This window comes from Streptomyces sp. NBC_00080 (assembly GCF_045041255.1).
In the GTDB taxonomy this organism is placed as follows: domain Bacteria; phylum Actinomycetota; class Actinomycetes; order Streptomycetales; family Streptomycetaceae; genus Streptomyces; species Streptomyces coriariae.
In genome coordinates, this window is record NZ_CP108236.1 from 182,247 (window position 1) to 204,684 (window position 22,438).

At 67.4% G+C, this 22,438-nt stretch carries 17 protein-coding genes and 4 pseudogenes; 5 read left to right on the forward strand and 16 right to left on the reverse strand.

Annotated elements, in window-relative coordinates:
• Positions 1 to 126 precede the first annotated feature (126 nt).
• The 6 genes from OHU34_RS44520 to OHU34_RS44545 form a co-directional block, all read right to left on the reverse strand.
• Positions 127 to 795, reverse strand: a complete 669-nt coding sequence (locus OHU34_RS44520; RefSeq protein WP_331734007.1) for a nucleotidyl transferase AbiEii/AbiGii toxin family protein — start codon at positions 793 to 795, stop codon at positions 127 to 129.
• A gap of 5 nt (positions 796 to 800) precedes the next feature.
• The gene (locus OHU34_RS44525) at positions 801 to 1,193 is read right to left on the reverse strand and encodes a hypothetical protein (RefSeq protein WP_142270018.1); all 393 of its coding nucleotides are present in this window, start codon (positions 1,191 to 1,193) and stop codon (positions 801 to 803) included.
• 396 nt (positions 1,194 to 1,589) lie between these two features.
• The gene (locus OHU34_RS44530) at positions 1,590 to 1,991 is read right to left on the reverse strand and encodes a DUF6009 family protein (RefSeq protein ID WP_331733490.1); all 402 of its coding nucleotides are present in this window, start codon (positions 1,989 to 1,991) and stop codon (positions 1,590 to 1,592) included.
• Positions 1,988 to 3,508: a phage/plasmid primase, P4 family gene (locus tag OHU34_RS44535; RefSeq protein WP_331733493.1), complete on the reverse strand. Its 1,521-nt coding sequence runs from the start codon at positions 3,506 to 3,508 to the stop codon at positions 1,988 to 1,990. Before OHU34_RS44535 ends, OHU34_RS44530 begins: the two co-directional genes overlap by 4 nt.
• On the reverse strand, positions 3,505 to 4,506 hold the full coding sequence (locus OHU34_RS44540) for a bifunctional DNA primase/polymerase (RefSeq protein WP_331733495.1): 1,002 nt from the start codon (positions 4,504 to 4,506) through the stop codon (positions 3,505 to 3,507). Before OHU34_RS44540 ends, OHU34_RS44535 begins: the two co-directional genes overlap by 4 nt.
• 835 nt (positions 4,507 to 5,341) lie before the next feature.
• Positions 5,342 to 6,427 carry an IS110 family transposase gene (locus tag OHU34_RS44545; protein WP_331733498.1) on the reverse strand — a complete coding sequence of 362 codons (1,086 nt, stop codon included), beginning with the start codon at positions 6,425 to 6,427 and terminating at the stop codon, positions 5,342 to 5,344.
• 492 nt (positions 6,428 to 6,919) lie between these two features.
• Here OHU34_RS44545 and OHU34_RS44550 point away from each other — a divergent pair.
• Positions 6,920 to 8,124: pseudogene (locus tag OHU34_RS44550) on the forward strand (IS110 family transposase).
• 90 nt (positions 8,125 to 8,214) lie between these two features.
• On the opposite strand, the gene OHU34_RS44555 reads toward OHU34_RS44550, so the two are convergent.
• Positions 8,215 to 9,000, reverse strand: a complete 786-nt coding sequence (locus tag OHU34_RS44555; protein ID WP_331733504.1) for an AraC family transcriptional regulator — start codon at positions 8,998 to 9,000, stop codon at positions 8,215 to 8,217.
• Between the two features lie 139 nt (positions 9,001 to 9,139).
• Here OHU34_RS44555 and OHU34_RS44560 point away from each other — a divergent pair, with 139 nt between their 5' ends.
• Together OHU34_RS44560 and OHU34_RS44565 are read left to right on the forward strand one after the other, a co-directional pair.
• On the forward strand, positions 9,140 to 10,018 hold the full coding sequence (locus OHU34_RS44560) for an NmrA/HSCARG family protein (RefSeq protein WP_331733506.1): 879 nt from the start codon (positions 9,140 to 9,142) through the stop codon (positions 10,016 to 10,018).
• A 111-nt stretch (positions 10,019 to 10,129) separates the two neighbouring features.
• Positions 10,130 to 11,029 (forward strand): NADP-dependent oxidoreductase, encoded by a 900-nt coding sequence (locus OHU34_RS44565; RefSeq protein WP_331733509.1) that lies wholly within the window; start codon positions 10,130 to 10,132, stop codon positions 11,027 to 11,029.
• Between the two features lie 372 nt (positions 11,030 to 11,401).
• Here the strand turns inward: OHU34_RS44565 and OHU34_RS44570 are convergent.
• The 9 genes and pseudogenes from OHU34_RS44570 to OHU34_RS44610 form a co-directional block, all read right to left on the reverse strand.
• Positions 11,402 to 11,837, reverse strand: a pseudogene (locus tag OHU34_RS44570) (1-acyl-sn-glycerol-3-phosphate acyltransferase); the annotation flags it as partial.
• A 209-nt stretch (positions 11,838 to 12,046) separates the two neighbouring features.
• Positions 12,047 to 12,855: pseudogene (locus OHU34_RS44575) on the reverse strand (IS5 family transposase).
• Positions 12,852 to 13,259 carry a hypothetical protein gene (locus tag OHU34_RS44580; RefSeq protein WP_331733512.1) on the reverse strand — a complete coding sequence of 136 codons (408 nt, stop codon included), beginning with the start codon at positions 13,257 to 13,259 and terminating at the stop codon, positions 12,852 to 12,854. The pseudogene OHU34_RS44575 and the gene OHU34_RS44580 overlap by 4 nt, the downstream one beginning before the upstream one ends.
• A 76-nt stretch (positions 13,260 to 13,335) precedes the next feature.
• Complete coding sequence (locus OHU34_RS44585) at positions 13,336 to 13,734, reverse strand: hypothetical protein (protein WP_235034751.1); 399 nt, start codon at positions 13,732 to 13,734, stop codon at positions 13,336 to 13,338.
• An 80-nt stretch (positions 13,735 to 13,814) separates the two neighbouring features.
• A pseudogene (locus OHU34_RS44590) lies at positions 13,815 to 14,033 on the reverse strand (IS5/IS1182 family transposase); the annotation flags it as partial.
• Positions 14,029 to 15,753, reverse strand: a complete 1,725-nt coding sequence (locus OHU34_RS44595; protein ID WP_405772691.1) for a hypothetical protein — start codon at positions 15,751 to 15,753, stop codon at positions 14,029 to 14,031. The gene OHU34_RS44595 and the pseudogene OHU34_RS44590, both read right to left, overlap by 5 nt.
• Before the next feature lie 594 nt (positions 15,754 to 16,347).
• A complete protein-coding gene (locus OHU34_RS44600; RefSeq protein WP_142270027.1) occupies positions 16,348 to 16,566 on the reverse strand; it encodes a hypothetical protein in 219 nt (72 codons plus the stop codon).
• 596 nt (positions 16,567 to 17,162) lie between these two features.
• Positions 17,163 to 18,509, reverse strand: a complete 1,347-nt coding sequence (locus OHU34_RS44605; RefSeq protein WP_142270028.1) for a tetratricopeptide repeat protein — start codon at positions 18,507 to 18,509, stop codon at positions 17,163 to 17,165.
• 143 nt (positions 18,510 to 18,652) lie between these two features.
• Entirely contained in the window at positions 18,653 to 18,880 is a 228-nt protein-coding gene (locus OHU34_RS44610; RefSeq protein WP_405772694.1) for a DUF6233 domain-containing protein, read from the reverse strand.
• A gap of 339 nt (positions 18,881 to 19,219) precedes the next feature.
• Here OHU34_RS44610 and OHU34_RS44615 point away from each other — a divergent pair, with 339 nt between their 5' ends.
• Both OHU34_RS44615 and OHU34_RS44620 read left to right on the forward strand, forming a co-directional pair.
• Positions 19,220 to 19,696 carry a hypothetical protein gene (locus OHU34_RS44615; RefSeq protein WP_142270030.1) on the forward strand — a complete coding sequence of 159 codons (477 nt, stop codon included), beginning with the start codon at positions 19,220 to 19,222 and terminating at the stop codon, positions 19,694 to 19,696.
• An 83-nt stretch (positions 19,697 to 19,779) separates the two neighbouring features.
• Positions 19,780 to 22,290: a tetratricopeptide repeat protein gene (locus OHU34_RS44620; protein WP_235034752.1), complete on the forward strand. Its 2,511-nt coding sequence runs from the start codon at positions 19,780 to 19,782 to the stop codon at positions 22,288 to 22,290.
• Positions 22,291 to 22,438: the final 148 nt, after the last annotated feature.

A 22,438-nucleotide genomic window follows, 5' to 3' on the forward strand; every position in this document is an offset into this window, starting at 1 on the left:
ACCCATTCATGTAACCCTTACAAATTGTGGAGGCAGGAGTAGAAGTCTGACACCGCAGCGCAGGCCGCCACTGCGCGGCGCCGCGCGTGATGCTGGGCCCGGCTCGGTGTAGGCGCGGGAATGGTCTCAGTCGAGGTCCGTGGCACCGTCTTCCTCGAGGATGCGGGCTGCGAGATCGTCGGCCCATGCCACTGCCCAGCGGCGCAGGGCGGTGATCGTGGTCGCGTCGAGGCCGTAAGCGGCGAATGCCTCGTCGTCGGTCCAATCGGCACCCGCGAGGTTGGCCTGTAGGTCCTCGCGGTCGAAGCGCCCCCGGGCGTGGCGTCGGCCGAATTCCTCAAGCTCGGCGGTGTTCCAGCGCCGGGAGGCCGCGAACACGTCGATCAGGTCACGAGGGGCACCGCGGTCACCGAGCGCACGGACTTTGGTACCGATCACGTCCTCCTCCGCAAGGACGGGGCCGTAGCGACTCTGGGCGACCGGACGCCAGAAGATCTCCTTCAGAATGTCGACCTCGCACTCTTCCCCGGTGACGGGGTCGGTGACTGTGAAGCGGGCCGACAGCGGTGCGGTCTCCAGCGACTGCACGTGCCAGCCTCGTGCCTGCAGCCCGTCGCGAATGGCGGTGGCGATGTCGACCATCGGGGCAGGGTTCTCGGTGGCGACGTCAAGGTCTTGGCTGGGACGGTCGACGAGCCGGTGCGCGCGTACGGCGTATCCGCCGGTGAGAACCAGGGGATACGGGGCACCAAGGGCGATCACGTCCGCCAGGAGCCTTGTGTGCAGCTCCGGCATGTCTGTCACGCGGTCGCTCGCCCCCTGGCCGCCAACTGGGGGAAGGCGTCCTCCCACACCGCGCGTACTGTGCGGCCGACGAGGGTGCGCAGGACCGGCCACATCTGCACAAGCAGGTCTCTGTTGAGGTAGCGCGAGACGTCTTCGCTCAAACCCTCGTGCAGCACCGTGCGGTACAGGCCCATGCGCTGGCGCGGCTTGTCCAGGTTGTAGACGGTCATGCCGCTCCATGCCACGTGCAACGGCAGTGCCACGTCTCCATGCTCGGGGCCGCGCAAGTCCTCGAGTGAGGCTGGCAACCGCCGATGGAACTTCTCCCGGTAAAGCGCTAGGTCCTCGGCGTACCCCCCGGTCGGATCCGGTGTCCGGGACGCTGATGCTTGAGCGCTGGCAGCCATGCCCCCATTATGACGGTGCAAAAGGACGAACGGGCCCCGTCCCTCGACGCGGTTGCCCGGAGGACGGACGCAATCGCGCAGTACCACGCGGGCCAGCGCGCAATGGTGCCGTGCCTCGCGCGCGGCACGGAGGCCGCACCACAGCATGGCAGTATGCGGCGATGGGACGGCACCATGAAGTTTTAGCCCACTGCTTAACCCATCCATGTAACCCATACGAATGATGGGGTTGAGGGCCCGTTTCCCGGATGGGTGTGTACGTCCGCCCCCTGTGTACGTCCGCCCCCCTCCCTCCGTGGGGGCCAGCTGTCTGCCGGTACCCGTGTCGGCGGTCGGAGAGCGTCGGCCCTGGCACAGGCAGGTTGCCGGGAGGGAGGTGAGGTCATGGGCCCGGTGTTACAGCGGGAGCTGTATGCCGAGCTCCTGCATGGCGAGAGAGGGCGGGCCGCCTTCGGAGCGTTCAGTTTTGTAGCCCTTGACGCGAGGTTCGAGGGTGCGGGGGTCGACGGCTTCGGCGGGGGCGCTCTTTGCGTACAGGCCGTCGGGCTCGGTGTCGCGGTCGTGGGGCAGGACCCAGAAGACGCGACGGCGGAACGTGCCAGAGGCGCGGGAAGCCTTGGCGTCGGGGCCGAGGATGGCGTAGCCGACCATGCGGCCGTCGCGGTGGTAGGCGGGCTTGCCCTTGCGGGTGGGCAGTCGGTCCAGGCTCTGGCGTACGTAGTCGAGCTGGTCGACGTCTTCCAGCCATACGAGGTCGACTTCGTGGCTGATCTCGTCCGCATCGATCAGGGAACTCATGCGCTGGCTTCCCTCTCTTCGTCGGTGAGCAGTCCGATGCCCGGGTAGTACTTGCGCTGGTTGGACAGGATCATGCCCTTGGGTGAGGCCAGCCCGACCAGTTCCCGGGTGCGGGAGGCGAAGGCGCGCGAGGACATGACCAGTGCGCCTTCATTGTTGCACCAGGTGGTGTAGGCGGCGTAGAGCGTCGTCTGCTCGGCGCGCAGGTCGGGGCCGAGCCGGCAGCATTCCTCGTAGAAGCGGCCGGTGTGGTCCTCGGTTTCGGCGTAGGCGGTCGTGGCGATCCGGACGCGTTCGGGGCCGGTGAGGTCGCGGTCGCCGCCGAGGTAGCGGCGGGCGCCGTCGATGAGCCAACCGAGGATGCCGGGGCCTTCTTCCATGACGAGGAGGTCGGCCAGGTTGTCGATCTTGCGGTCGTCGGGGACGACGCGTTCGAAGGGGATCAGGCGCATGCGCCGCCAGAAGGCGAAGCCGCCGGTGCCGACTTCGGGGCGGTGGTTGCCCAGCAGCCAGAGTTTGTGGGTGGGTTCGAAGCTGAAGGGGTCCTGTCGCATGCGGCGGGCTTTGATCCGGTCGCCGCCGGTGAGGTGTTTGACCCGGGCTTCGTCGAACTTGTCGCCGGGTTTGATTTCCGAGCAGACGTAGACGCGCCGGCCGTGGAGTTCGGCGAGGTCGGTGGGGTGGCCTTCGAACGGCTTGGCCATCAGGAAGCCGGGAGGGGCCGCGTCGGCGTAGTCGCCGAGCAGCTTCATCATGACGTCCAGGAGGACGGACTTGCCGTTCTTTCCCGTTCCCCAGAGGAAGGGGAGGATCTGGGCTCCGACGTCGCCGGTGATCGAGTATCCGAGCAGTAGTTGCAGGTAGTCGATCATTTGCAGGCCTTCGGCGTCGTCACCGAAGGTGTCGGTCAGGAAGCGCAGCCAGCGCGGGATGGGTGTCTGCTGCGGGCCGACGGTGGTGGAGCGGGAGTGGAAGTCCTTGTTCGGGTCGGGGGCCCTGAGCAGCCCGGTGCGCAGGTCGACGACTCCCTGGGGCGTGCACAGGGCGTAGGGGTCGGCGTCTAGGCGGTCCGCTTTGAGGACCATGCCGGGCGCTGAGCGGGCCTGGACGAGCATGGCGTTCATGCCGGAGGTCGACATGGCACGGGTGCGGTGCTTGTGCAGGGCGGTGGTGGTGAACAGGCCGCGGGGGTCGTGGGAGGCGATGGTCTCGGCGAGATCGCCAGCAGCCCACAGGACGGTTTCGTCTTCGTCGATCTGCCAGCGGGTCGTGTCCCAGCGGTACCAGCCGATGTTGGGGACGTGCCGGTAGTCGTTGGCGTAGAGCTTGACGAACAGCTTCGCGTTACCGCGGTCGGTCAGCGTGTCCGGCAGGAGCCCGTTGGCGGTCGCTTCGCCGCTCGGCCGCTCAGCGGTGGCTTGGACGGGCAGCGGCGCGGCAGGGTTCTGCGCGCGGATCTGGGCGGCGACGGCTTCGGGGTCGAACTCGAAGAGCGGCTCGATGCCTGGGGAGGTCACGGGCGCCTCCCTGTGGCGTGGAGGGGCTTCTTCAGGCCTGCGGCGAGGCCGCTGCGGATGATCTGCTCGATGCGCAGCTCCTGGCCCGGGCGGGCCGCGGCGGCGGTGTCTTTGAGTGCCTGTTCGGCTTCCTGCTGGGAAAGACGGCCGGCGGCGATGAGGCCGCCGAGGGTGTAGGCGGCCCGGTTGAGGGTGTCGGAGAAGCCTGCGCCCTGTCCGACTTGGCCACAGGCTTCAACGGGCGCCAGGACCGCGGCGAGGGTGTGCTCGGTTTGGCCACGGCGGCCGCCGGCGGCAAGGACAGCCTGCTGGGCGCGCGGCGGAACGGCCCGGGGAGCGGGAACGGCGGGCGCGGGCGAGTGGCCAGTGCGGTCGAGTTCTTGAGAGAGCCACAAAGGAAGGGCCGCTGGCTCGCGGGCCTCACCGATGGGGGTGTAACTGCCGTGGTGGGTCGTGGTGCCGGGGGCGATGATGTAGCTGCCGTGGGCGCGGATGTCTACCTGCCAGGCCAGGGCACGGCCGGGGCCGGAGCCGGCGGAAGACTTCCATTGGCGGTTGCCGGTGGCCCGGTACCAGACGTGAAGGCCCCCGGAGGGGGTGCGCACGCGCAGGGTGGTGGTGTCGTCGGCGGGGCTCTGCTGGCCGCAGAGGGCTGCGAGGACGGCGAGGGTGTGGAAACCGTTGGCGAGGCCGGAGAGGTCGACCTGGTCGCCGATGGGGATGCCGGGCAGGATCCGGTCACGCGCCGGGGGCTGGGTGCCGTGGGTGTCGATGTCGATGACGACCAGGCCGGCCAGGCCGCAGGAGACGCCGATGCCGAACTCCGGGTGCTGCCCCCACCACTGCTGGATGCGGTCTTGGTTGAGGGTGGCGGCGTGGAAGCTGTGGCACCAGCGGCCTGCACGGAGGCAGGGGCAGCCAGTCGCTGCGTGGGCGTTGGCACGGCAGTCGCTGCAGTTCGCGGCCGGTGTCTTGCGGCCTGGCGCAAGGGGGTGCACGGGCCAACCGCGGCGGGCGCAGGCTTGGGCAGTGGCGAGGGCCGGAGCAACTGAAGAAGCGGGGATGGCTGGGTCGCGTGAGTCGCTGGGGGAAAACTGCAGCTCAGCAGGCATCTGCACCCCCCACTAGCGACCGAAGCGACTCAATGACAGACACAGCCTAGCGAACGGGGACGGTGGGGTCGTGGAGCACATGCAGAACAACGGTGCTCCTGTGTCGATGATGCGACCGGATAACACTCGTCCAGCGGCCGAAAGAACGACACAGCGACCCAGGACAGTTCGGTAGCTGCGGGTCGGCAACAGCAAAAGGCCAGCTCAGGCGGGGGCAGAAAGACCAAGCAGCGACTGAAGCGACTGAAGCTCTCTCTATATAACGCACACGCGCATACTCTCTGGAGCCCGTATATGCGCTGTCCGGTCGCTTCAGTCGCTTTCACTCAAGGAGAACGCGCTGACCTGGCAGTTCTGCTGGCTTGACGAGTCAGCGACTGAAGAGCCGCTCGGTCGCTGACTGTTCAGGCGTTCCCTGCCGAGTACAGCTACCCAAGCGACTGAAGCGACCGAGCCTCAGGTACCCGGGAGCGGCGTGCCCCCTGAGCCGGAGGGTCCTTTCACACGTAAGCCCAGCAGATCCGGGTCTGCCCAAGCCCGGTCCCACCAGCCGCTGGGGCGGTGCGACCTCGAAGGGCGTCCTGGTCTTACACAGCGACCGAAGCGACTCAAACCCAGTGCCGACAAGGCATGTTCACCGAGGGAGCAGGCAGGCTGAGACGGACGGCCCACACGCTCCGGCCCTAGCGGGCGGTACGGCCCCCGAGGCTGCTATATCAAGTCAAGCTGCTTGAGAGAGATCGACAGTGGCGACTGGAGGCGCGGGCTGGTCTCCTCGTTCGAGGAGCTTGAAGACGTGTCGGCAGATTGCGCGCTTGAGGCAGCGTTGGGCGTCCCTTGCGGTCTTCCCCTCGCTGATTCGCCGGGCAACGTAGGCACGGGTAACAGGGTCAAGGCGCATGCGGATCAAGGTGATCGTGTGGAGTGCCCGGTTGAGCTGCCGGTCGCCGCTGCGGTTGATCCGGTGCCGGTTGGTCAGCCCTGATGACGCGGGGATTGGAGCGACGCCGCCGAAGGCCGCAAACGCAGCCTCCGACCGGAAGCGCCCAGCATGCGACCAACTGATCAAGATCTGAGCGGCGCTGATGGGACCAACCCCCTGCAGGGCCAGAAGCGCGGGGGCGAGGGTACGGACCAGAGCGAGGAGTTCCAGTTCGAGCTCCTTCGCTTCAGCGCGCAGGGCCTCGATCCGCTGAGCCGCGCTTCTCAGCGCGCAAACGGTCATGCGGTGTTCGATGTCCTGGGTGGGCCGGTCGCGCAACTGTGCGCAGTGAGCTATCTGGTCCTTGCTCTTCATGCCTCGGAGTTCGACGCGGACCTCGTCGGGCGCTGAGACGATCAGCGCTTTGAGCAAGTTGATTGCAGCCGTGGAGGCCAGGACGGCGCTCTGCCGGGTGGTGAGAAGGACGCGAAGTGCTTCGCGTTCACCGCGGCGTTGTGGGCGGATGAGGTGTTCGGTCGCCAGGGCCTCCCTGGCTGCGCGGACGGCGTCAAGCATGTCCGTTTTGCGTCCGCCTCGGACCGCGGGGCGCTTGGGTCGGCACACCTCGACGACATCCTCTCCGCGCGCGTCGAGGAAGGCCGCTAGCCCGGCGCCGTATGAGCCTGTCCCTTCCAGCGCCCAGCAGCGACGGCCGGAAACGTGGTGGCGGGCGAAGTCCAGCAGCAGCTGGTATCCACGGGCGTTGGCTGGCGAATCTGTGCTGGCCAGGACAGCACAGATGGGGCTTACGGCTGCTGCGGCAAGAGTGTCTCGATGAGTGTCGACGCCAATGACGCCGTCGACCTGTTCTGCGAGCATGGTCACGCGGTTGTTCTCCTTCAAGGGCTGGACGACCGTGGTCGACGCCGGCCTGGGTGGAGTCACCGCGTGGCAGAACTGTGATGAGTCACGTCGAGATGGCGGACAAGCTGCTGATCAAGCCAACGGGGTGGGCCAGGCCGACGTCGACGTCCGGCAGACATCTCGGGGGCACGGCAAGCTCTGACGAGCCGCCAGTTACCGTTCTGGGTCATGCCGGAACGTCAACGCCAGCCTGGCAGCAACCCAACCCGGGCCGCAGGTCGACTATCACAGTTACCTTTTTCGTAGTTCCTGTTCAAGGAGCTGTGGTCGCCAGGCCCGGCATGACTAACGCCCCCAGTCGAAGGCATGATCCGGGGGGGGGGACCGGGTCTGGTGGCATCGAGGGACCGCTGAGAGGGACACGGCCACCAACTGGCAGGTCTCGTCGTAACGTGGGTGCCGGCCCTCGATGCCCTCCCGGTGACCACTCGCGACGAGCGAACGGCATGGTGGATGAGCAGCAGTTTCAGCGTGTTCCTCGGCCTGGACGTCGGCAAAGATGCCCACCACGCGGTCGGCCTCGACCCGGACGGCAAGCGGCTGCATGACGCCCCGTTGCCCAACACCGAACCCAAACTGAGAGCCCTGTTCGACAAACTCGCCCGGCACGGAACGCTGCTGGTCGTGGCCGACCAGCAGGCCACGATCGGGGCGCTGCCCGTCGCGGTCGCTCGCGCGGCCGGTCACTGGGTCGCCTACCTGCCTGGCCTGGCCATGCGCCGCATCGCCGACCTCTACCTCGGCCGCGCGAAGACCGATGCCCGGGATGCGTTCGTCATCGCCGATGCCGCCCGCTCGCTGCCCCACACCCTGCGCCCGGTCGATGTCGGCGACGAGGCCCTGGCCGAGTTGGAGGTGCTGGTCGGGTTCGACGACGACCTGGCCGGCGAAGCTACCCGGATCAGCAAACCGGATCCGCGGCCTGCTCACTGGCATCCACCCCACCCTCGAGCACGCCATCGGCCCCAAGATCAGCCACCCGGCCGTGCTGGAAATACTGTCCCGCTGCGGCGGACCGACCGGCATCGCCAGGGCCGGCCGCCGCAGACTCACCGTGATCGCCAAGGTCCACGCGCCTGGCATGGGCGACAAACTGGTCGAGGCGATCATGACCGCGCTCGGCGAGCAGACCGTCACCGTCCCCGGCACCGCGGCCGCAGACACGGTCCTGCCCCGACTCGTGGACAGCCTCAAAACCGTTCTCCAGCAACGAAAACAGGTCGCCGCCCAGGTCGAGGGGATACTCGATGCACACCCCTCTTGCCGGGGTCCTGACCTCGATGCCCGGCATCGGCGTCAGGACCGCAGCCCGCATCCTCCTCGAGATCGGCGACGCCTCCAACTTCGCCAGCTCCGGACGTCTCGCGGCCTACGCTGGCATCGCCCCGGTCACCCGCAGCTCCGGCACCAGCATCAAAGGCGAGCACCCCGCCCGCACGGCAACCGCAAGCTCAAACGCGCGTTCTTCCTCGCCGCGTTCGCCGCCCTGCCGGACCCGACCAGCAGGACCTACTACGACCGCAAACGCGCCGAAGGCAAGAAGCACAACGCCGCGCTGATCTGCCTGACCCCGCCGACACTGCGACGTCCTCCACGCGATGCTGCGCAACGGGACTCACTACCGCCCCGAAGCCGCTCCTGCCCCAGCAGCGGCTTGACAACCACTGGGACACCCCCCAGCGTGAGCTCCCGCACCATTGGGCTGCTACCGATGTTCCGCCAGGAAATACGGCTACCCCGCCAACCTCTCACCCATGGGAGCTGCCGGAGGACCGAGCCGACGAGCGATAGCCCCCCGGTGTCTGACCGACCAGCTCGGTGAAGGCGTCGATGAAGCTGCTGGGGTTCGACCAGCCCAGCCGAATCGCCGTGGCGGTGACCGAGGCACCGTCGCTGAGCTCGATCAGCGCCCGTTGAATGCGCAGCAGGGTGCGCCACTGACGGAAGCTCATCGACAGCTCGCTGCCGAACAGTCGGCTCAGGGTGCGTTCGCTGGCGCCAGCGCGGTGGCCCAGCTCGGCCAGGGTCGCCGGGCTTGCTGGGTCCACGTGGAGCAGATCGGTGACCGCCTTGAGACGCCGGTCGCTCGGCTCCGGGAGGCGCAGCGGCTCCTGTGCGGCGCGGGCGAGCTCGGCGAGTACGACGTCGATCAGCAGCCGCGCACGGGGGCTCTCCAGCGGCTCGCCCTCGCTCATCAGCGCCAGATAGGCCTCGCGCAGCAACGCGCTCGCCACGAAGACCGACGGCTCGGCCGGCAGCTGTCCGGTCAGCGTCACGGGCAGCGACAGCACCCGGATGTCCGTCTCGCCGTACGCCGTGCTGCTGTGCACCGCGAAGGGCGGCACCCACATGATCCGACTGGCCGGCGCCACCCAGGTGCCCACCTGGGTCGCTGTGACCAGAGCCCCACGCGCGGCGTAGCGGAGCTGGCCGTAGTCGTGGAAGTGCGCGGCCACCTCGGCGCCATGGGCCAGCGGCACCGACAACGGCGCATCGTCGGTGCAGAAGCTCGGCTCGCCGCTGGAGTCGGACACGCCATCGAGGCTACCCGCCACTGGCGGGTTATCGGAAGAACCTGGCGTGATACCGGTGGTACGCCTGGCGCCGCAGACCGCACCGTAGAGACATGTCACAAAAGATCAAGGTCGAGGCCGCTAGTGAAGGGTGGCAGCGATGAGCACACAGACGACCGGCACGATCGAAGTCTTCGGCGCGACGGGGCGACAGGGCGGGCTCGTGGTCGACGCGTTGCGGGATCACAAGGCCACGGTGCGGGCCCTGGTCCGCAACCCGCAGTCCGACCGGGCTCAGGCGCTGGCCGCCCGCGGCGTCGAGCTGGCGACCATCCGGACCGACGACCCGGCGTCGTTGGCCGCCGCGCTGACGGCGGTCGAGGGGTTCTACTTCATGACCCCGGAGGCGAACAGCCTCGAAGAGGTCGAGACGGAGATCCGCATCGGCACCGCGCTCGTCGACGCGGCGGTCGCGGCACGCGTCCCGCACGTCGTGTTCAACTCGGTCATCGGCGCGGACCGGGAGTGGGGTGTGCCGCACCACGACTCGAAGCACTCGATCGAGGAGCACCTGAGGAAGTCCGGCCTCAGGGCCACGATGGTTCGCCCGGCCCCCTTCATGGAGAAGATGGCACCGAGCCTGGAGCACGGAGAGATCGTGCTGAGGCTGCCGCTGCCGGAGGACGTCGCCCTGAAGATGATCTCGCTCAGGGACGTCGGCCGGGTCGCCGCCGCGCTCCTGCTCGACACCGCGGAGGCACCCGGCGGAGCCGTCGAGCTCGTCGGCGACGAGCTCACGGGCCCTCAGATCGCCGCGGCGTTCGGCGCGCGCGCCGGGCTCCCGGCACGTTACGAGGCCCTCCCGTTGAGCGTGCTTCCCAGCGACCTCGACAGGGCGATGTTCCGCCAGTTCGCGAAGGCGGCGGAACACCCGTCGGATCTTGCGGTTGTGCGGGCGATCGAGCCGGCCACCCTGGACCTGGCCGAGTGGATCCGATCCACCGGCTGGACCGCGCCCACGAACGTGGCTGGTTCCTGAGCCTCCGGCCGCGATGAACGCCCCGCGATCGTGCCCACGGTCTCGGCGCTCTGGGCACGGCAACGCATCCGCCAACATTCGAAGTCACAACTCGAGGAACGCAGAGAACCCATGCGAGCGACCACCTTCTCCGCCTACGGCGGACCGGAAGTCCTGCAGCTGTCCGAGGTCCCGGTGCCGGAACCCGGCCCGGGGCAGGTGCGGCTGGCCGTCCGGGCCGCCGGGATCAACCCTCTCGACTGCAAGATCCGCAACGGCTCCAAGCGGCAGAACTTCCAGGTTTCCTTCCCACACACCCCCGGTTTCGAAGTGGCCGGCGTCGTCGACGCCGCAGGCGAGGGCGCGGAGTTCGCTGTCGGCGACGAGGTGTTCGGCTGGCCCGAGACCGGCGGCTACGCCGAGTACGCGCTGGCGAAGGCGCTCGCGCCCAAGCCTGCAGGCATTTCGTGGCCAGACGCGGCGGCGCTGCCGGTCGCCGGCGAGACCGCGCTTCGCGTCCTCGGACTGCTCGAGGTCTGCGAAGGCGAGACGCTGCTGGTCCACGGCGCCAGCGGCACGGTCGGGCGCTTCGCCGCGCAGGTGGCCGTCGCACAGGGCGCTACCGTCATCGGCACCGCCGGCAGCCGGAACCTCGACGACCTGAAGTCGCTGGGGGTCGTGCCCGTCCTCTACGGCGACGGCTGGGAGGAGCGGGTTCGCGAGGCCACGCCGGGACCGGTGGACGCCGTGTGCGACGCCGCCGGGCACGGGGTGCTGTCCGGGTCGGTCAAGCTGCGGGGCACGAAGGACCGGATCGTCACCATCGCCGATGAGGCCGCCTACGAGCTGGGGATCCCGTACTCGGGTCCCGAGCAGTCGCGGGAGGTGCTGACCGCGATCGTCGGCTGGGTCACCGACCGCGGGGTCCGGATCGCCCAAGGCAAGAGCTACCCGCTCGAGGACGCGGCCGCCGCGCAGATCGAGAGCGAGGACGGTCACCCCGGCGGGAAGCTCACGCTCGCCATCAGCTGAACGGGAGCGCGGCTGCGTGCCCGGCGCAGACCGGGCGCGCGCGGCAGACCGATCAGTCCAGCGCGCCGAGTCAGCGGGACGTGTCCGGCCTGACGGTCCGAGCCAGCCGGGTTGGACCGAGCTCAGACGGGCGAACCGGCCGGACGGGCCGGCCGATCGGGTTGGACCGAGTTCGGACGGGGTCGGGTAAGCCGAGCCGACCGGACGGGCCGAGCCAGGCCGAGCTGGCCAAGCGAGCCGCAGCCGCCGTCGAAGTCCACGCGGAAGATCGGCGCGCGGGCCTGTCATCGTCATCCGATGACAGGCCCGCGCGCAAAACCGCGAAAGCCTCCTACCCCGGGCCTGTCGCCGGATCGCGGCGACAGGCCCGGATCACTTCGCAGGAGGCGAAGCCGGTGGGACCCGCTGGATGCTCCGGCGCCGCTGGGCCGGGATCTGCACCGTCCCCAGCGCCGAATGCACCGCAGCCTCGGCGAGCGCCGCCAGCTCACGACGGTTCTCCGCGCGGCCCGCGGCGATCTCCGGGGCAGATGTGGATCTCGAGCACCAGCCCGCGCAGGGCCGCGACCCGGCGCAGGGACGCGATCAGCGACTCCGGGCCGATGAACGCGGGACGGCTCGTCTCGCGGCCGTCGGCCGGGCGGTACCTCAGCGCGATCGGGCGGACCGGGACGCCGCCGTCGATGGCCGCCTGGAACGTCGCCGTCGTGAAACGACCGGATGCCAGGCCGCACCACGTCGTGCCCTCCGGGATCATGCTCACCAGCGAGCCCGTCCGGAGCGCGTTCGCGAGCGACGCCATCGTGGCGCCGTTGGCGCGATGGGCTCCGGCAGGACTGCCGACGCGCCTTCCGCCGCGACAGCGCGACTGCGAAAAGCGTCCCGGTGCCGCACAGCGACCGAAGCGACTGAAACCCAATGCTGCTTCAGGCGCGTCCGCTGAGGGTTGGCGGTCCGGCCGGGACGGCCCCCATCTTCTGGCCGCGACGGGCGGTACGGCAGTCCTTAGACGTTGTTTCACTTGGTGAGTCGGCGGTGGTTGATGAGGCTGGTGGCGATGGCGGTGAAGGCCATGAAGTGTTCGGGCTTGCGTTCGTAGCGTCGGTGGAGGCGGCGGCATCCGCCGAGCCAGGACATGGTGCGCTCGACCACCCAGCGGTGTTGGCCCAGTCGTTGTGAGTTCTCGACGCCGCGGCGGGCGATGCGAGGAACGATGTTCCGCTCGCGGAGCCATCGCCGCAGGTAGGGATAGTCGTAACCCTTGTCGCCGTGGAGCTTTGCCGGTCGGCGACGCCGCGGTCCACGGGGGCTGCGGACCGGCGGGATCCCCATGACCAGGGGTTGCAGGGCCAGGCTGTCGTGGGTGTTGGCGGCCGAGATGGCGACAGAGACAGGCAGGCCGGCACGATCGACGACGAGATGGATTTTCGATCCCAACTTGCCGCGGTCGGTCGGATTCGGTCCGGTCAGCTGCCCCCTTTGAGGGCGCGGACACTGACGGAGTCAACGGCGAATCGAGACCAGTCCAATCCCCCCTGGGCACCGAGCTCGTCGAGGATGACGCGGTGCAGACGGGCCCAGACACGCTGCTGAGTCCACCGCGCGAAACGTCGGTAGACGGTGGGCCAGGCCGGCCCGAACACCGGCGGTAACTGCCGTCAGGAGCACCCCGACGTGGCCACGAAAACGATCGCGGTCAGACATTCGCGGTCCCCGGCCCGCCGACGGCCCCCGCCCTGCGGACGCACCACCACTGTCTCCGGCACCACCCGCCGAAACAACTCCCACAACTCATCCGAGACCAGATGCTCAGCAAGACTCGTCATACGAACACAACGACAACCCCCGCCAAAGGAAACGACGTCTTAGCCTTCACTTCGCCGAACCCGGTCCCGATCCGGTAGGTGTCGGGCGCCGTCTCGTCGGGGGTCCAGAAGATCGCGGCGTCGACGTTGCGCAGGGCGATAAGGGTGTGGCCGGTCTGGACGGCCTTGAAGGCGACGGTCCAGTGGCGGACGGAGGCTTCGGCGACCATGCTCATGCGCCAGTCCGGCCGCCAGAACGGGGAGCGCGATTCCGGGCGCTTGGGCCACAGCAGACGCAGCGCGATCGACAGACGGGTCTTGTAGGCCTTGTACGGCTCGCCGCGGCCTTCATCAGCTCGGTGCGGGCGTCCTTGGTTGCTTGGTAGAAGGGCTTGAACAGGGATTCGTTGGCCTTGCCCGTCCACGAGTCATGGATGACCACCGGTTCGGCGAGGTGGCCGTCGCGGTGGAGGCGTTCGAGCATTTTGACGTGCGGGGTGGTCACCCACACCCGTCCCTGCTCGTCGGGCCGCTCGGCGAGCCGCCCGAGCGGGTGCGGCATGCCCGGGTAATCCACTCGGCGACGCTGATCTGGTAGATGCCGGCCTGGCTCTTGTCGAAGACGTCGAGGGGCCCGGTGTGCAGGAGCTTGTTCGGGGCGAGCGGAACCGCGGAACAGGCGGAGGGGAAGGAGCCGTTGCGGTCGATCAGGCACATCAGACCGTCCCCGAACGATGCGGGCACGTCCAGCTGGTCGCGCCGCACCCGCTTGCCGTTGCGCTCGTGGGCGACGCGGGTGCTGGTGACGTCGGGGTGGACCCAGCCGGGCTCACCGTCCATGTCCTCACTGATCAGCGGCCACGGGCCGCTGTCGCGGTCGGCGGCTCGGATGACGGGCATCGGGTGCATCTTCGAGCGGCCGACTGCGTCCTTGAGGATCTTCAGAGCGGGGAAGGCGTGGCCCTCGGGCTCGTCCTCCTCATCCCGTGCCGGCGGCGCTTCATCGAGTAGTACGGCTCGTCCGCGCGGATTCGGTCAATGGGGACCAGCGTGCTGTCAACGATGGCGTGGACGCCCTAACCGAGGCCGGTAAGCGCATGATGAAGGACGAGCGCCCAGCCAACCAGTACGTCCAGCGTCACCTCGACGTAGCGCCAGGCTGACGCTATCGAGACACCGAACCCAGCTGCGAGCTCATTGTGGCCAGGCGCCAACCTGGATGTAGAAGCCGTCGGGGCCGTTGGCGAAAACCGGATCCGCGGTGAATGCGAGATCTGTTACAGCGCCCGGGATCCGCAACGTCCCGCCCGAGTCCAGCGAGCCAGCGACGACACCGGTGGCGGTCGTCCCTGACAGCGAGAACGTCGGGTCGCCGCTGACCCGCGTCACCGCAGTCCCAGGAGGGAAGGTGATCTTGGAGGCCACGGATGCAAGGTGCAGCACCACATCGCGTACCGGTACGCCGAACCGCAGATGGAAGGAGCTGCCAGCAAGAGAGGTCAAACTCACGGCATCGCTCGCTGGTAGCGGCGGTGAGAAGTACGGAGACGCGAACAGCGTGAACGTTCCGTCCGTCACACCGCCGATTCCCGGTCCCTCAACGCTCACCTCGACGCCGTGCAGTGTGCCGACCGCTCGTTCCCTGCCGATGTTCTCCCACGCGGTGAAGACGAGACCGTCGGACGGTTCCGTTGGCGACAGGGGCTGAGCAACAGTTCCCGTCGAAGATTTGTCTGAAACCACAGCGATCGGACCATGCCAGACGAATCCGTTATCGCGCCAGTAGAAGTCAAATCCTTTCTGTTCACCACGCCGTGCGATCATTTCAAGAGGGCCATGGTCTGCATCGCCGAAGTTGCTCTGAATAAATGACACCTCGTCGTATTGGGAAGATCCCACCTTGGATGCAAAAGACCAACCCAGTGAAAGCTCGTCTCCGCTTCCCTTCTTCTCTCCATTGTCTTTCCAGAAGTGCAGTATTCCGCCATCTTTCCCAGGAGCCATCAACTCCAGATTACCAAAGTGGCCACTGTCGAAAAACCAGGATTCCTCATCGAGGCCATAATCGCTCTGCAGCAGGCAAGGTCGACCACGGAATGGGCGCAATACATGGCCGAATTCCGTTGGCTGAGTTATGGTGAGCCCGCTGTTCCATCCCCGCGCGTAGGGGAAAGCTCCAGTCGGCTTTGAGCCATGCACGTATAGGTTTAGGGCACCTTGATCCGAAACTGCCGCAACGATGATATCGCCGCGCAGCTCCGGGTACATCTCACGCATTCCCTTCCAGCTGGCTTTCACGCTTGAGTTGTGTAGCGTCGTGAGGGCAATTCCGACGCCGACAATTTTCCGGTCGGGTAGGACTTGCGAAAACCTACTTTCTTTCGGGTCTGGGGTCCCCATGGAAGTCAACCTTTCGAGGGACCAGGACGAGAACAATTCAAAACCGCCGTCACTCAATGGCGTCACGACATAGGACTCGACCGGTTCATGCGCATCAAGGTCTATATCGAGGAACCCTTCTGCAAATATTGCACCTGGGTATACGAGGGCCGGAGCTCCGGTCGCTCCATTGAATATTGTTCCTGCGCTTGACCAAACTAGCGCTTCCCCGTTTTCGCGCCACCAGTGCTCTAGCCCACCGTCCTCTCGGGTAGCGATCACCTCAAGGTTATTCAGTGGTGAGCTGAGAAAAGTCGTGTAGTCCGACTCCGTCAAGGATGCCGCGATATAACGCTTACCTTGCGCGAACAGTGCGGGGCCATGCCATGGAAGAGCAGGATGTTCGTTGTCGCGCCAATAGTGGGCCAAGCCGCCGTCTGGCCATGGAATAACAACCTCGAAGTTCCCCGTTTGGCCAGCTCGCGACTGGAGGAAAAATCCCGACTGTGGCGAGACTGCTGGCTCCTCGCGCCAGTCCAAGGTAAATCCCATACTGTCCTCTTAACGGCTGTCTGCCCCGGAAGGGCTAGCAGCATTTCAGCTCGTCCCCGAGATGGTAGAGGATTAAATGAACCGACACTCGCCGGATCGAGTCGACTAATAGATCGCGTTTACGCGAGACCTATTTGCCAAGGCTTCGACTGGATGGGGCTCCCGATCTGCTCGCACACATCAATTATGCCCCCTTAGCCGTCAAGGTCGCATGGGTAGCCTTGGAGTCCGCGTCCATGACAACCACGACAGCCCTCGCAGGAGGCAGGCGCCGGTGCGCCGGCGTGCGGGCATCATGTCGGATGATGGCGCCGGCATCCACGAGGCGCCCAACACAAAGAACAAGGCGGTGGCCAATAAGGCTCGTAGAAAATGGGGAAGCGTTTTCAGTGCGGCAGTGAGCGTTTTTCACCCGCAGGCTGAGCTCGCTCAGTGTCAGTCCGCTGCGCAGGTACGTCTCCCGCATCGGCTCCAGCCAGGCGCGGTGGGCGCTGCCCACGTTCTCCGCGATCGGCCCCAGCTTGCGCCCGGGGCGCACGGGGGCCGGACTGGCCGGCGGTACCGGCGGGTCGAAGGGCGTCGTCACGTGGCGTCGTCCTCCTTGTCCGGCACCGCCGCCACGCGGTGTCCCGAGGCCGGCGCGGCCTGCGTGCGGGCGGCGTGGACGATCTGCTGCACGGTCAGCCCGAGGGCCGGGGCGAGCGTGGCGACCGCTGCTGTCTGGCCGATCGCCACCATCACCACACTCCAGACGAACACCGTGGCCGTCGCCATGATGATCACCGTCTGCTTCCGTTGCATCCAAACTCCTCTGGTGTCGGCCATATCCCGTACGGCCCATCCGGAAGCCGCAGGGCTCCCCCGAAGGCGGGTGCCGAAGCCGCCGACGGGAAGAGCAACCAGCATGGCCACAGAGGAAGTTGCTACGCCACGTGATCACTGATTCACGGAACAATGACTGTCACAGGGCGGCGCCGGGCGCGCACGGATGACCGCTGCGGCGCAAAGAAAGCCAGGTACGGCATGCAGGAGGGTGGAAGTTCCCGGTTCTCCTTGAAATTGCACGGCGCACCCGCGTCAATGGAACAGGACGCCTTCGGGTGTCGGCCTTCCATCCGGAAGGGCCCGCTCCCGTGCCGAGAACTGGGGAGCGAGCGTCACCCGCTCCCGCCCGGCCGCTATAGGAGGCCAGGCGGGAGCGGAGCGGTCCACCAGGGACCTCCGCGACCGTAGCCCAGACCACTGACAACCGCTTACCGGATCAGCTGCCGATCCTCCGGGTCAGGCCGAGGCCGGCCAGCGCGAAATCCTCGCGGAGCTGGTCGCCGAGGACACCCCGCTCAGGCCGGCCTGGTGCGAAACGGCGCCGAAGGGCAACCCGGGCAGCGGGCTGACTCTCAGAACGGGGGCTCGTCGTGCCAGAGGCCGCCCGCCCACTTGGGCGGGCGGAGGGCAGGCTGCAGGAGGATGGCCAAAGCGTCCTCGACGCGACCGAGGTCGATGAGATAGCCGGCCAGGTCATGACAGTTCGAGGAGGAGTGCTGTTCCAGGACGGCGACGGCTTCCTCGGTACGTCCGGCGCCGGCGAGGACCTCGGCGATGTGCGACGCCGCGTACCGGGTGGTGCCCTCGGGGTGGGAACGGGCCTGTGCGACCGCTTCGTCGACGCCGTCGCAGGCGGCGATCAGCGGCAGCCGTATCCAGTACAGGTCCCACTCCTCCTCGCCCCCGCGGGCGGCGGCGAGGGCGTCGAGGTGCGCCAGGCCTTCCTCGGGGCGGCCCTGGTCGAGACACAGCTCGGCCAGCGTATGGAGGACCCAGTCGTACCCGTTGTAGATGTCTGCCTGGACCCGCATCACGTCGATTGCTTCGCTCCCCCGGCCGTGCCGGGCCAGAAGCTGCGCGAGCTCGAAAGCCGACTTGGAGTCGCCGGCCACGGCTTGGTCGGCCTGCCGGTATGCCGCGATCGCCCCTGCCACATCGCCGCTCTCCTCCAGCAACCTCGCGAGCTGCCGAACTGCGCACCCTGAGTCGTCAGTCGCCGCCATTGCCCGAAGCTCGTCTAGCCGGCCGTGCCGTCCCAGGACCGCGGCCAGTTGCTCACGGTTGTTGAGCAGGCTGGTGCTGCTGGCGCACAGCAGGGCGATCGCCTCGTCGGTGCGGCCCTGGCGCTCGCGGATCACGGCCAGGTACCCGAATGCCGTGTCGCGATCGAGGCCTCGGCAGCACCACGGGAAGTCGGAACACTCGTGTTCGGTCCGGGCGGCGACCAGGGCTGCGGCTTCCTCGTCGCGGCCGGCGGCGCCCGCGACGTCGACCAAGATGCCGAGGGGCAGTTCGCCGATGTGCCGGCGCAGCAGGGTGAACGCCTCCTCGGCGCGGCCGTGCCGCGCGAGCAGGCGCGTGTAGGACTCCAGTGCCATCGGGTGTCCGGCCTCCATGCGGACCCGGGTGATCTCGATCGCCTCGTCGACGCGGCCCCAGTCCTCCAGCAGCTCGGCCGCGGCTTCGACGGCCGTCCACCAGCCGGTCGCCAGGTACGGGCCGAGCACCTCCAACGCGTCGACCTGCCGGCCCTCCTCCCCCAGCAACCGCGCCCACGCCAGCGCGCAGAACCACTGCCCGCGTCCGGCGTGCAGCTCCACCACGTCGACGTGGCCGCGTTCCAGCAGCCGTGAGACCAGCTCCGGCGGGATGCACCCGGACCGCGTCCGGGCCCGGCATTCAAGATCAGCAGCGTCCACGGCCACGCACCATAGCGCTCGCCTCCAACACCCTCTCCACCGATTCCGCCGCGTCCCACCGGTCCAAGTCCGACCAGGAACCGTTTGATGCCATCGGTGGAGGAGCCGGACGTCCGCACACCGAAGCAGGGCGGAAGCCCCGGTTACGCGAGCGGCCTCAACGCGACGTCGGCCCCGCACTCCGAGCAGGCGACCGCGCCAGGTCGTTGCATGATCTCCAGCGCATCGAACAGTCCGAGCTCGTCGCCATCAACCAGCGCTTCCTGGCAGTGCCAGCCGTGAACGACGACAGAGTCCGGATGGCCTGCCCCCGCCGGATCTTCCTCGACCTTCCAGGCCCACCGCTCGGCCGCGTCCGCCGACGGGACCATCTGCTGGAGCGGGTACGTGTCGCCCTGGTTGTAGGAGACGCCCCGAATCGGCCGGGCCTGTGCCGCCGTCAGCCAGACCCGGTACTCCTGCGCCTCGACGCTCTCCGTCTTGACCTGGAGGAGAGGCAGTATTCCAGGAGTCGGTATTTATTCCTCGCCCGGCTGGCGACCGGGAAGACTGAAGCATCGACGAGTCGGGGCGGATACGTCCACGAGGTGTATTGAGAGCGGCAGTCGGCGGCCGCGCAACACGTGTACGGGCTGAGGGCTGCGGGGTCACTGTATGCGGCGCTACCGTGCTGGCGAGATCGTCTGTGCTGTGGAGGAGGGAGAACGAGGATGGTGGAGCAGGCGTTAACAGCACTTGCCGCAGCGGGCGGGACCGCGGTGGCGCAGGCAGCGGGGACGGATGTGTGGAGCGGCTTGCGGCAGGCACTGGCCCGCTGGTTCGGCCGGGGCGACGAGCGGCGCGAACGGGCGGAACTGGAGCGCCTGGATCAAACCGCTGGTGAGTTGGAGACAGCAGAGATAGCCGTGCTGGAGCGAGCGCGCATCCGACAAGAGGCGATGTGGCAAGCCCGCATCGAGGCGCTGTTGGAAAGCATGGATGACACCGAGCGAGCCCGGGCCGCCGAGGAAATGCGCGCCCTGCTGGATCAACACGTACCTCAAGGCGGGGTGTCGGCTGGTCAGGGAGGTCTGGCTGCTGGCGGCAACGTGGACATCCGCGCTGACAGAGGCTCAATCGCGGCTGGAATCATCCAGGGAGGCGCGTACGTAGGTCACCCTCCGGCGCCGGACCCGTCCCAGGGCTGAACGGGCCGGCCGCTCCAAGCCCACCACAACCCACAAGCACTGGTACACCGGCCAGCGTCACAGCGCTGGCTGACCACAACAGCGTGGCAATCGGCAGCGCCGGCCAGGTCGTCTACCACGCCGCGCCACGACGCCTGGCGTCGTGGCCGCATCAGGTGGGGGTGTTGCCCCGGCAGGCTGACTGGTTCCAAGGGCGCGCAGCTGTTCAGCAGCTGAAACAGGCCGTGACTGGCCGGGATGCAGCGATGCTGTGCCAGGTGCTGGCCGGCACAGGCGGAGTTGGCAAGACCCAGCTCGCCGTACACCGGGCCCGCCACGTATGGGCCAGGGGTGAGGTGGATCTGTTGGTGTGGGTCACCGCGAGCACCCGCACCGCGATCATTGCTGGCTACGCTCAGGCTGCCGCTGAGGTACTCGGCGCCGATCCCACTGACTCGGAACAGGCTGCGCGCTCGTTTCTGGCCTGGCTAGAGCCCAAATCGGGCACCACCCAGCGTCGCTGGCTGATCGTGCTCGACGACCTCGCCGACCCCGCCGACTTGCGCGGCTTATGGCCGCCCCAAAGCCCGCACGGCCGCACTCTTGTCACCACCCGCCGTCGTGATGCCGCCCTGACCGGCTACGGCCGACGCCTGGTGCAGGTCGGTCTGTTCACCCCCGACGAGGCCCTCACCTACCTCGCCACCGCGCTCGCGTCCCACGGTCGCACCGAACCCCCGGCGGAACTCGCTGCCCTCGCCGACGAGCTAGGCCATCTTCCTCTAGCCCTGTCCCAGGCGGTCGCCTATGTCATCGACGCCGACCTGGACTGCGCCGCCTACCGAGGACTGCTGGCCGATCGCGTACAAGCCCTTGCCGACTTGCTCCCGGACCCTTCCGGGCTGCCCGACGATCAACCCGCTACTGTGGCCGCCCTCTGGTCGCTGTCAGTCAGCCGCGCCGACCAGCTTCCTCCGGTTGGCTTGGCCCACCCCATGCTCCGGCTCACCGCTGTCCTGGCCGCCAGCGGTATCCCCGATCCAGTCTTGGCCAGCCCAGCGGCTCTGACTTACCTCACCGAGCACCGCACGGGCCTCGACAGGCAGTCCTCCACCGGACAGGCCACGGCCCAGGATGCGAAGCGGGCCCTGCGCATCCTGCACCGGCTGAGCCTGATCGACCACATTCACCGGGAAGTACGCGTCCACCAACTGGTTCAACGCGTCACTCGTGACTCCCTCACCGCCGAGCAACGTGGCCGCCTCGCCTGCACAGTCGCAGATGCCCTCACCGATTCCTGGCCCGACATGGAACGCGACACCGCCCTCGCCCAGGCTTTACGCTCCAACACTGATGCCCTCATCAGCCACGCTGAAGACGCCCTGTACCAGTCCGACGGCGCTCATCAGGTGCTTCTCCGTGCCGGCCGGAGTCTGGGCGAAGCCGGGCAACACGCTGCGGCTGTTGACTACTTCCGGCGACTGACCAACACAGCTCGCGAAAAGCTGGGGCCTGACCACCCCGACACCCTTGCCGCTCGCCACCACCTTGCTCACTGGACAGGGGAGGCAGGAGATCCGGTCGGTGCAGTGGCGGCGCTTGAGACCTTACTTGACCATATGTTACAAGTGTTCGACGCCGACGATCTTGAGGTCTTCAAGGCTCGTGCCACCCTGGCCACCTGGCGGGGAGAAGCAGGCAACGCTGTTGGCGCTGTTTCTGATCTTCAGGAATTACTGGCCGACTCGGACCGGGTTCTAGGCTCCGATCACCCCAAAACCCTCATCATCATCCGGAACAACCTTGCTCGCTGGCGAGGAGAAGCAGGGGATGCGACCGGGGCGATTTCCGCCTTCGAGGAGTTGCTGGCCAAATCGGACCGGATTCTGGGCTCCGATCACCCCGAAACCCTCACCATCCGGCACAACCTCGCAGAATGGCGAGGAAGAGCAGGCAACGCGGATGCCGCCAAATCCGACTACCTTCAACTGATCGACCAGCTGAAACAAGTTCTGGGCCCCGACCATCTGTTGACTCTCACTTCCGTGCGGAGATTTGCTAATTGGCAAGGCGAGTCGGGAGACGCCGCCGGTGCTGTCGCCTTCCTTGAGTCAGCGCTTAACCGAGTAGAGCACGTTCTGGGCCCCGACCACCCCATAGCATTGTCGTTCCACGTCGACCTCTTATCCTGGCAGGGAAACGCAGGGGAGGCATCTAGAGTCGTAGCCGCCTTCGACGATCTACTCGACCGGATCTCGCTCGTTCTGGGACCGGACCACCTATACGCCCTGATAGCCCGCAGAAATTATGCCTTTGCGCAATGGAAATCGGGCGATACCGTCGGCGCTCTGGCCAGCTATCAGAAACTGTTACCTGACGAAGAGCGGGTTCTGGGCCCAGATCATCCTGAGACACTCGCCACCCGGCACAACCTCGCTAGCATGCGAGGGGAGGCGGGAGACGCGCTTGGCGCAGCATCTGCCTACGATCAATTGCTCCCCCGGATGCTCCGGGTGCTGGGTGGCGACCACCCGCTAACCCTTGCTGCCCAGGCCAGCTCCGCCCGGTGGCGGCATATCACCGATGCTCAAATCGGGCTGATTCCTGGAACATAATTCAAGGAGATCGGACAGCGCACGCCCTCGCTGAGGAGCCAGCGAACTGATCCACTGCACCGCCGGGTTACTACTGCAGTGCATCGCGCTTTGGGGAGGTCGTCGACGGCCCACATCGGCAGGCCGACCCGGTACATCCAGCCGCCGC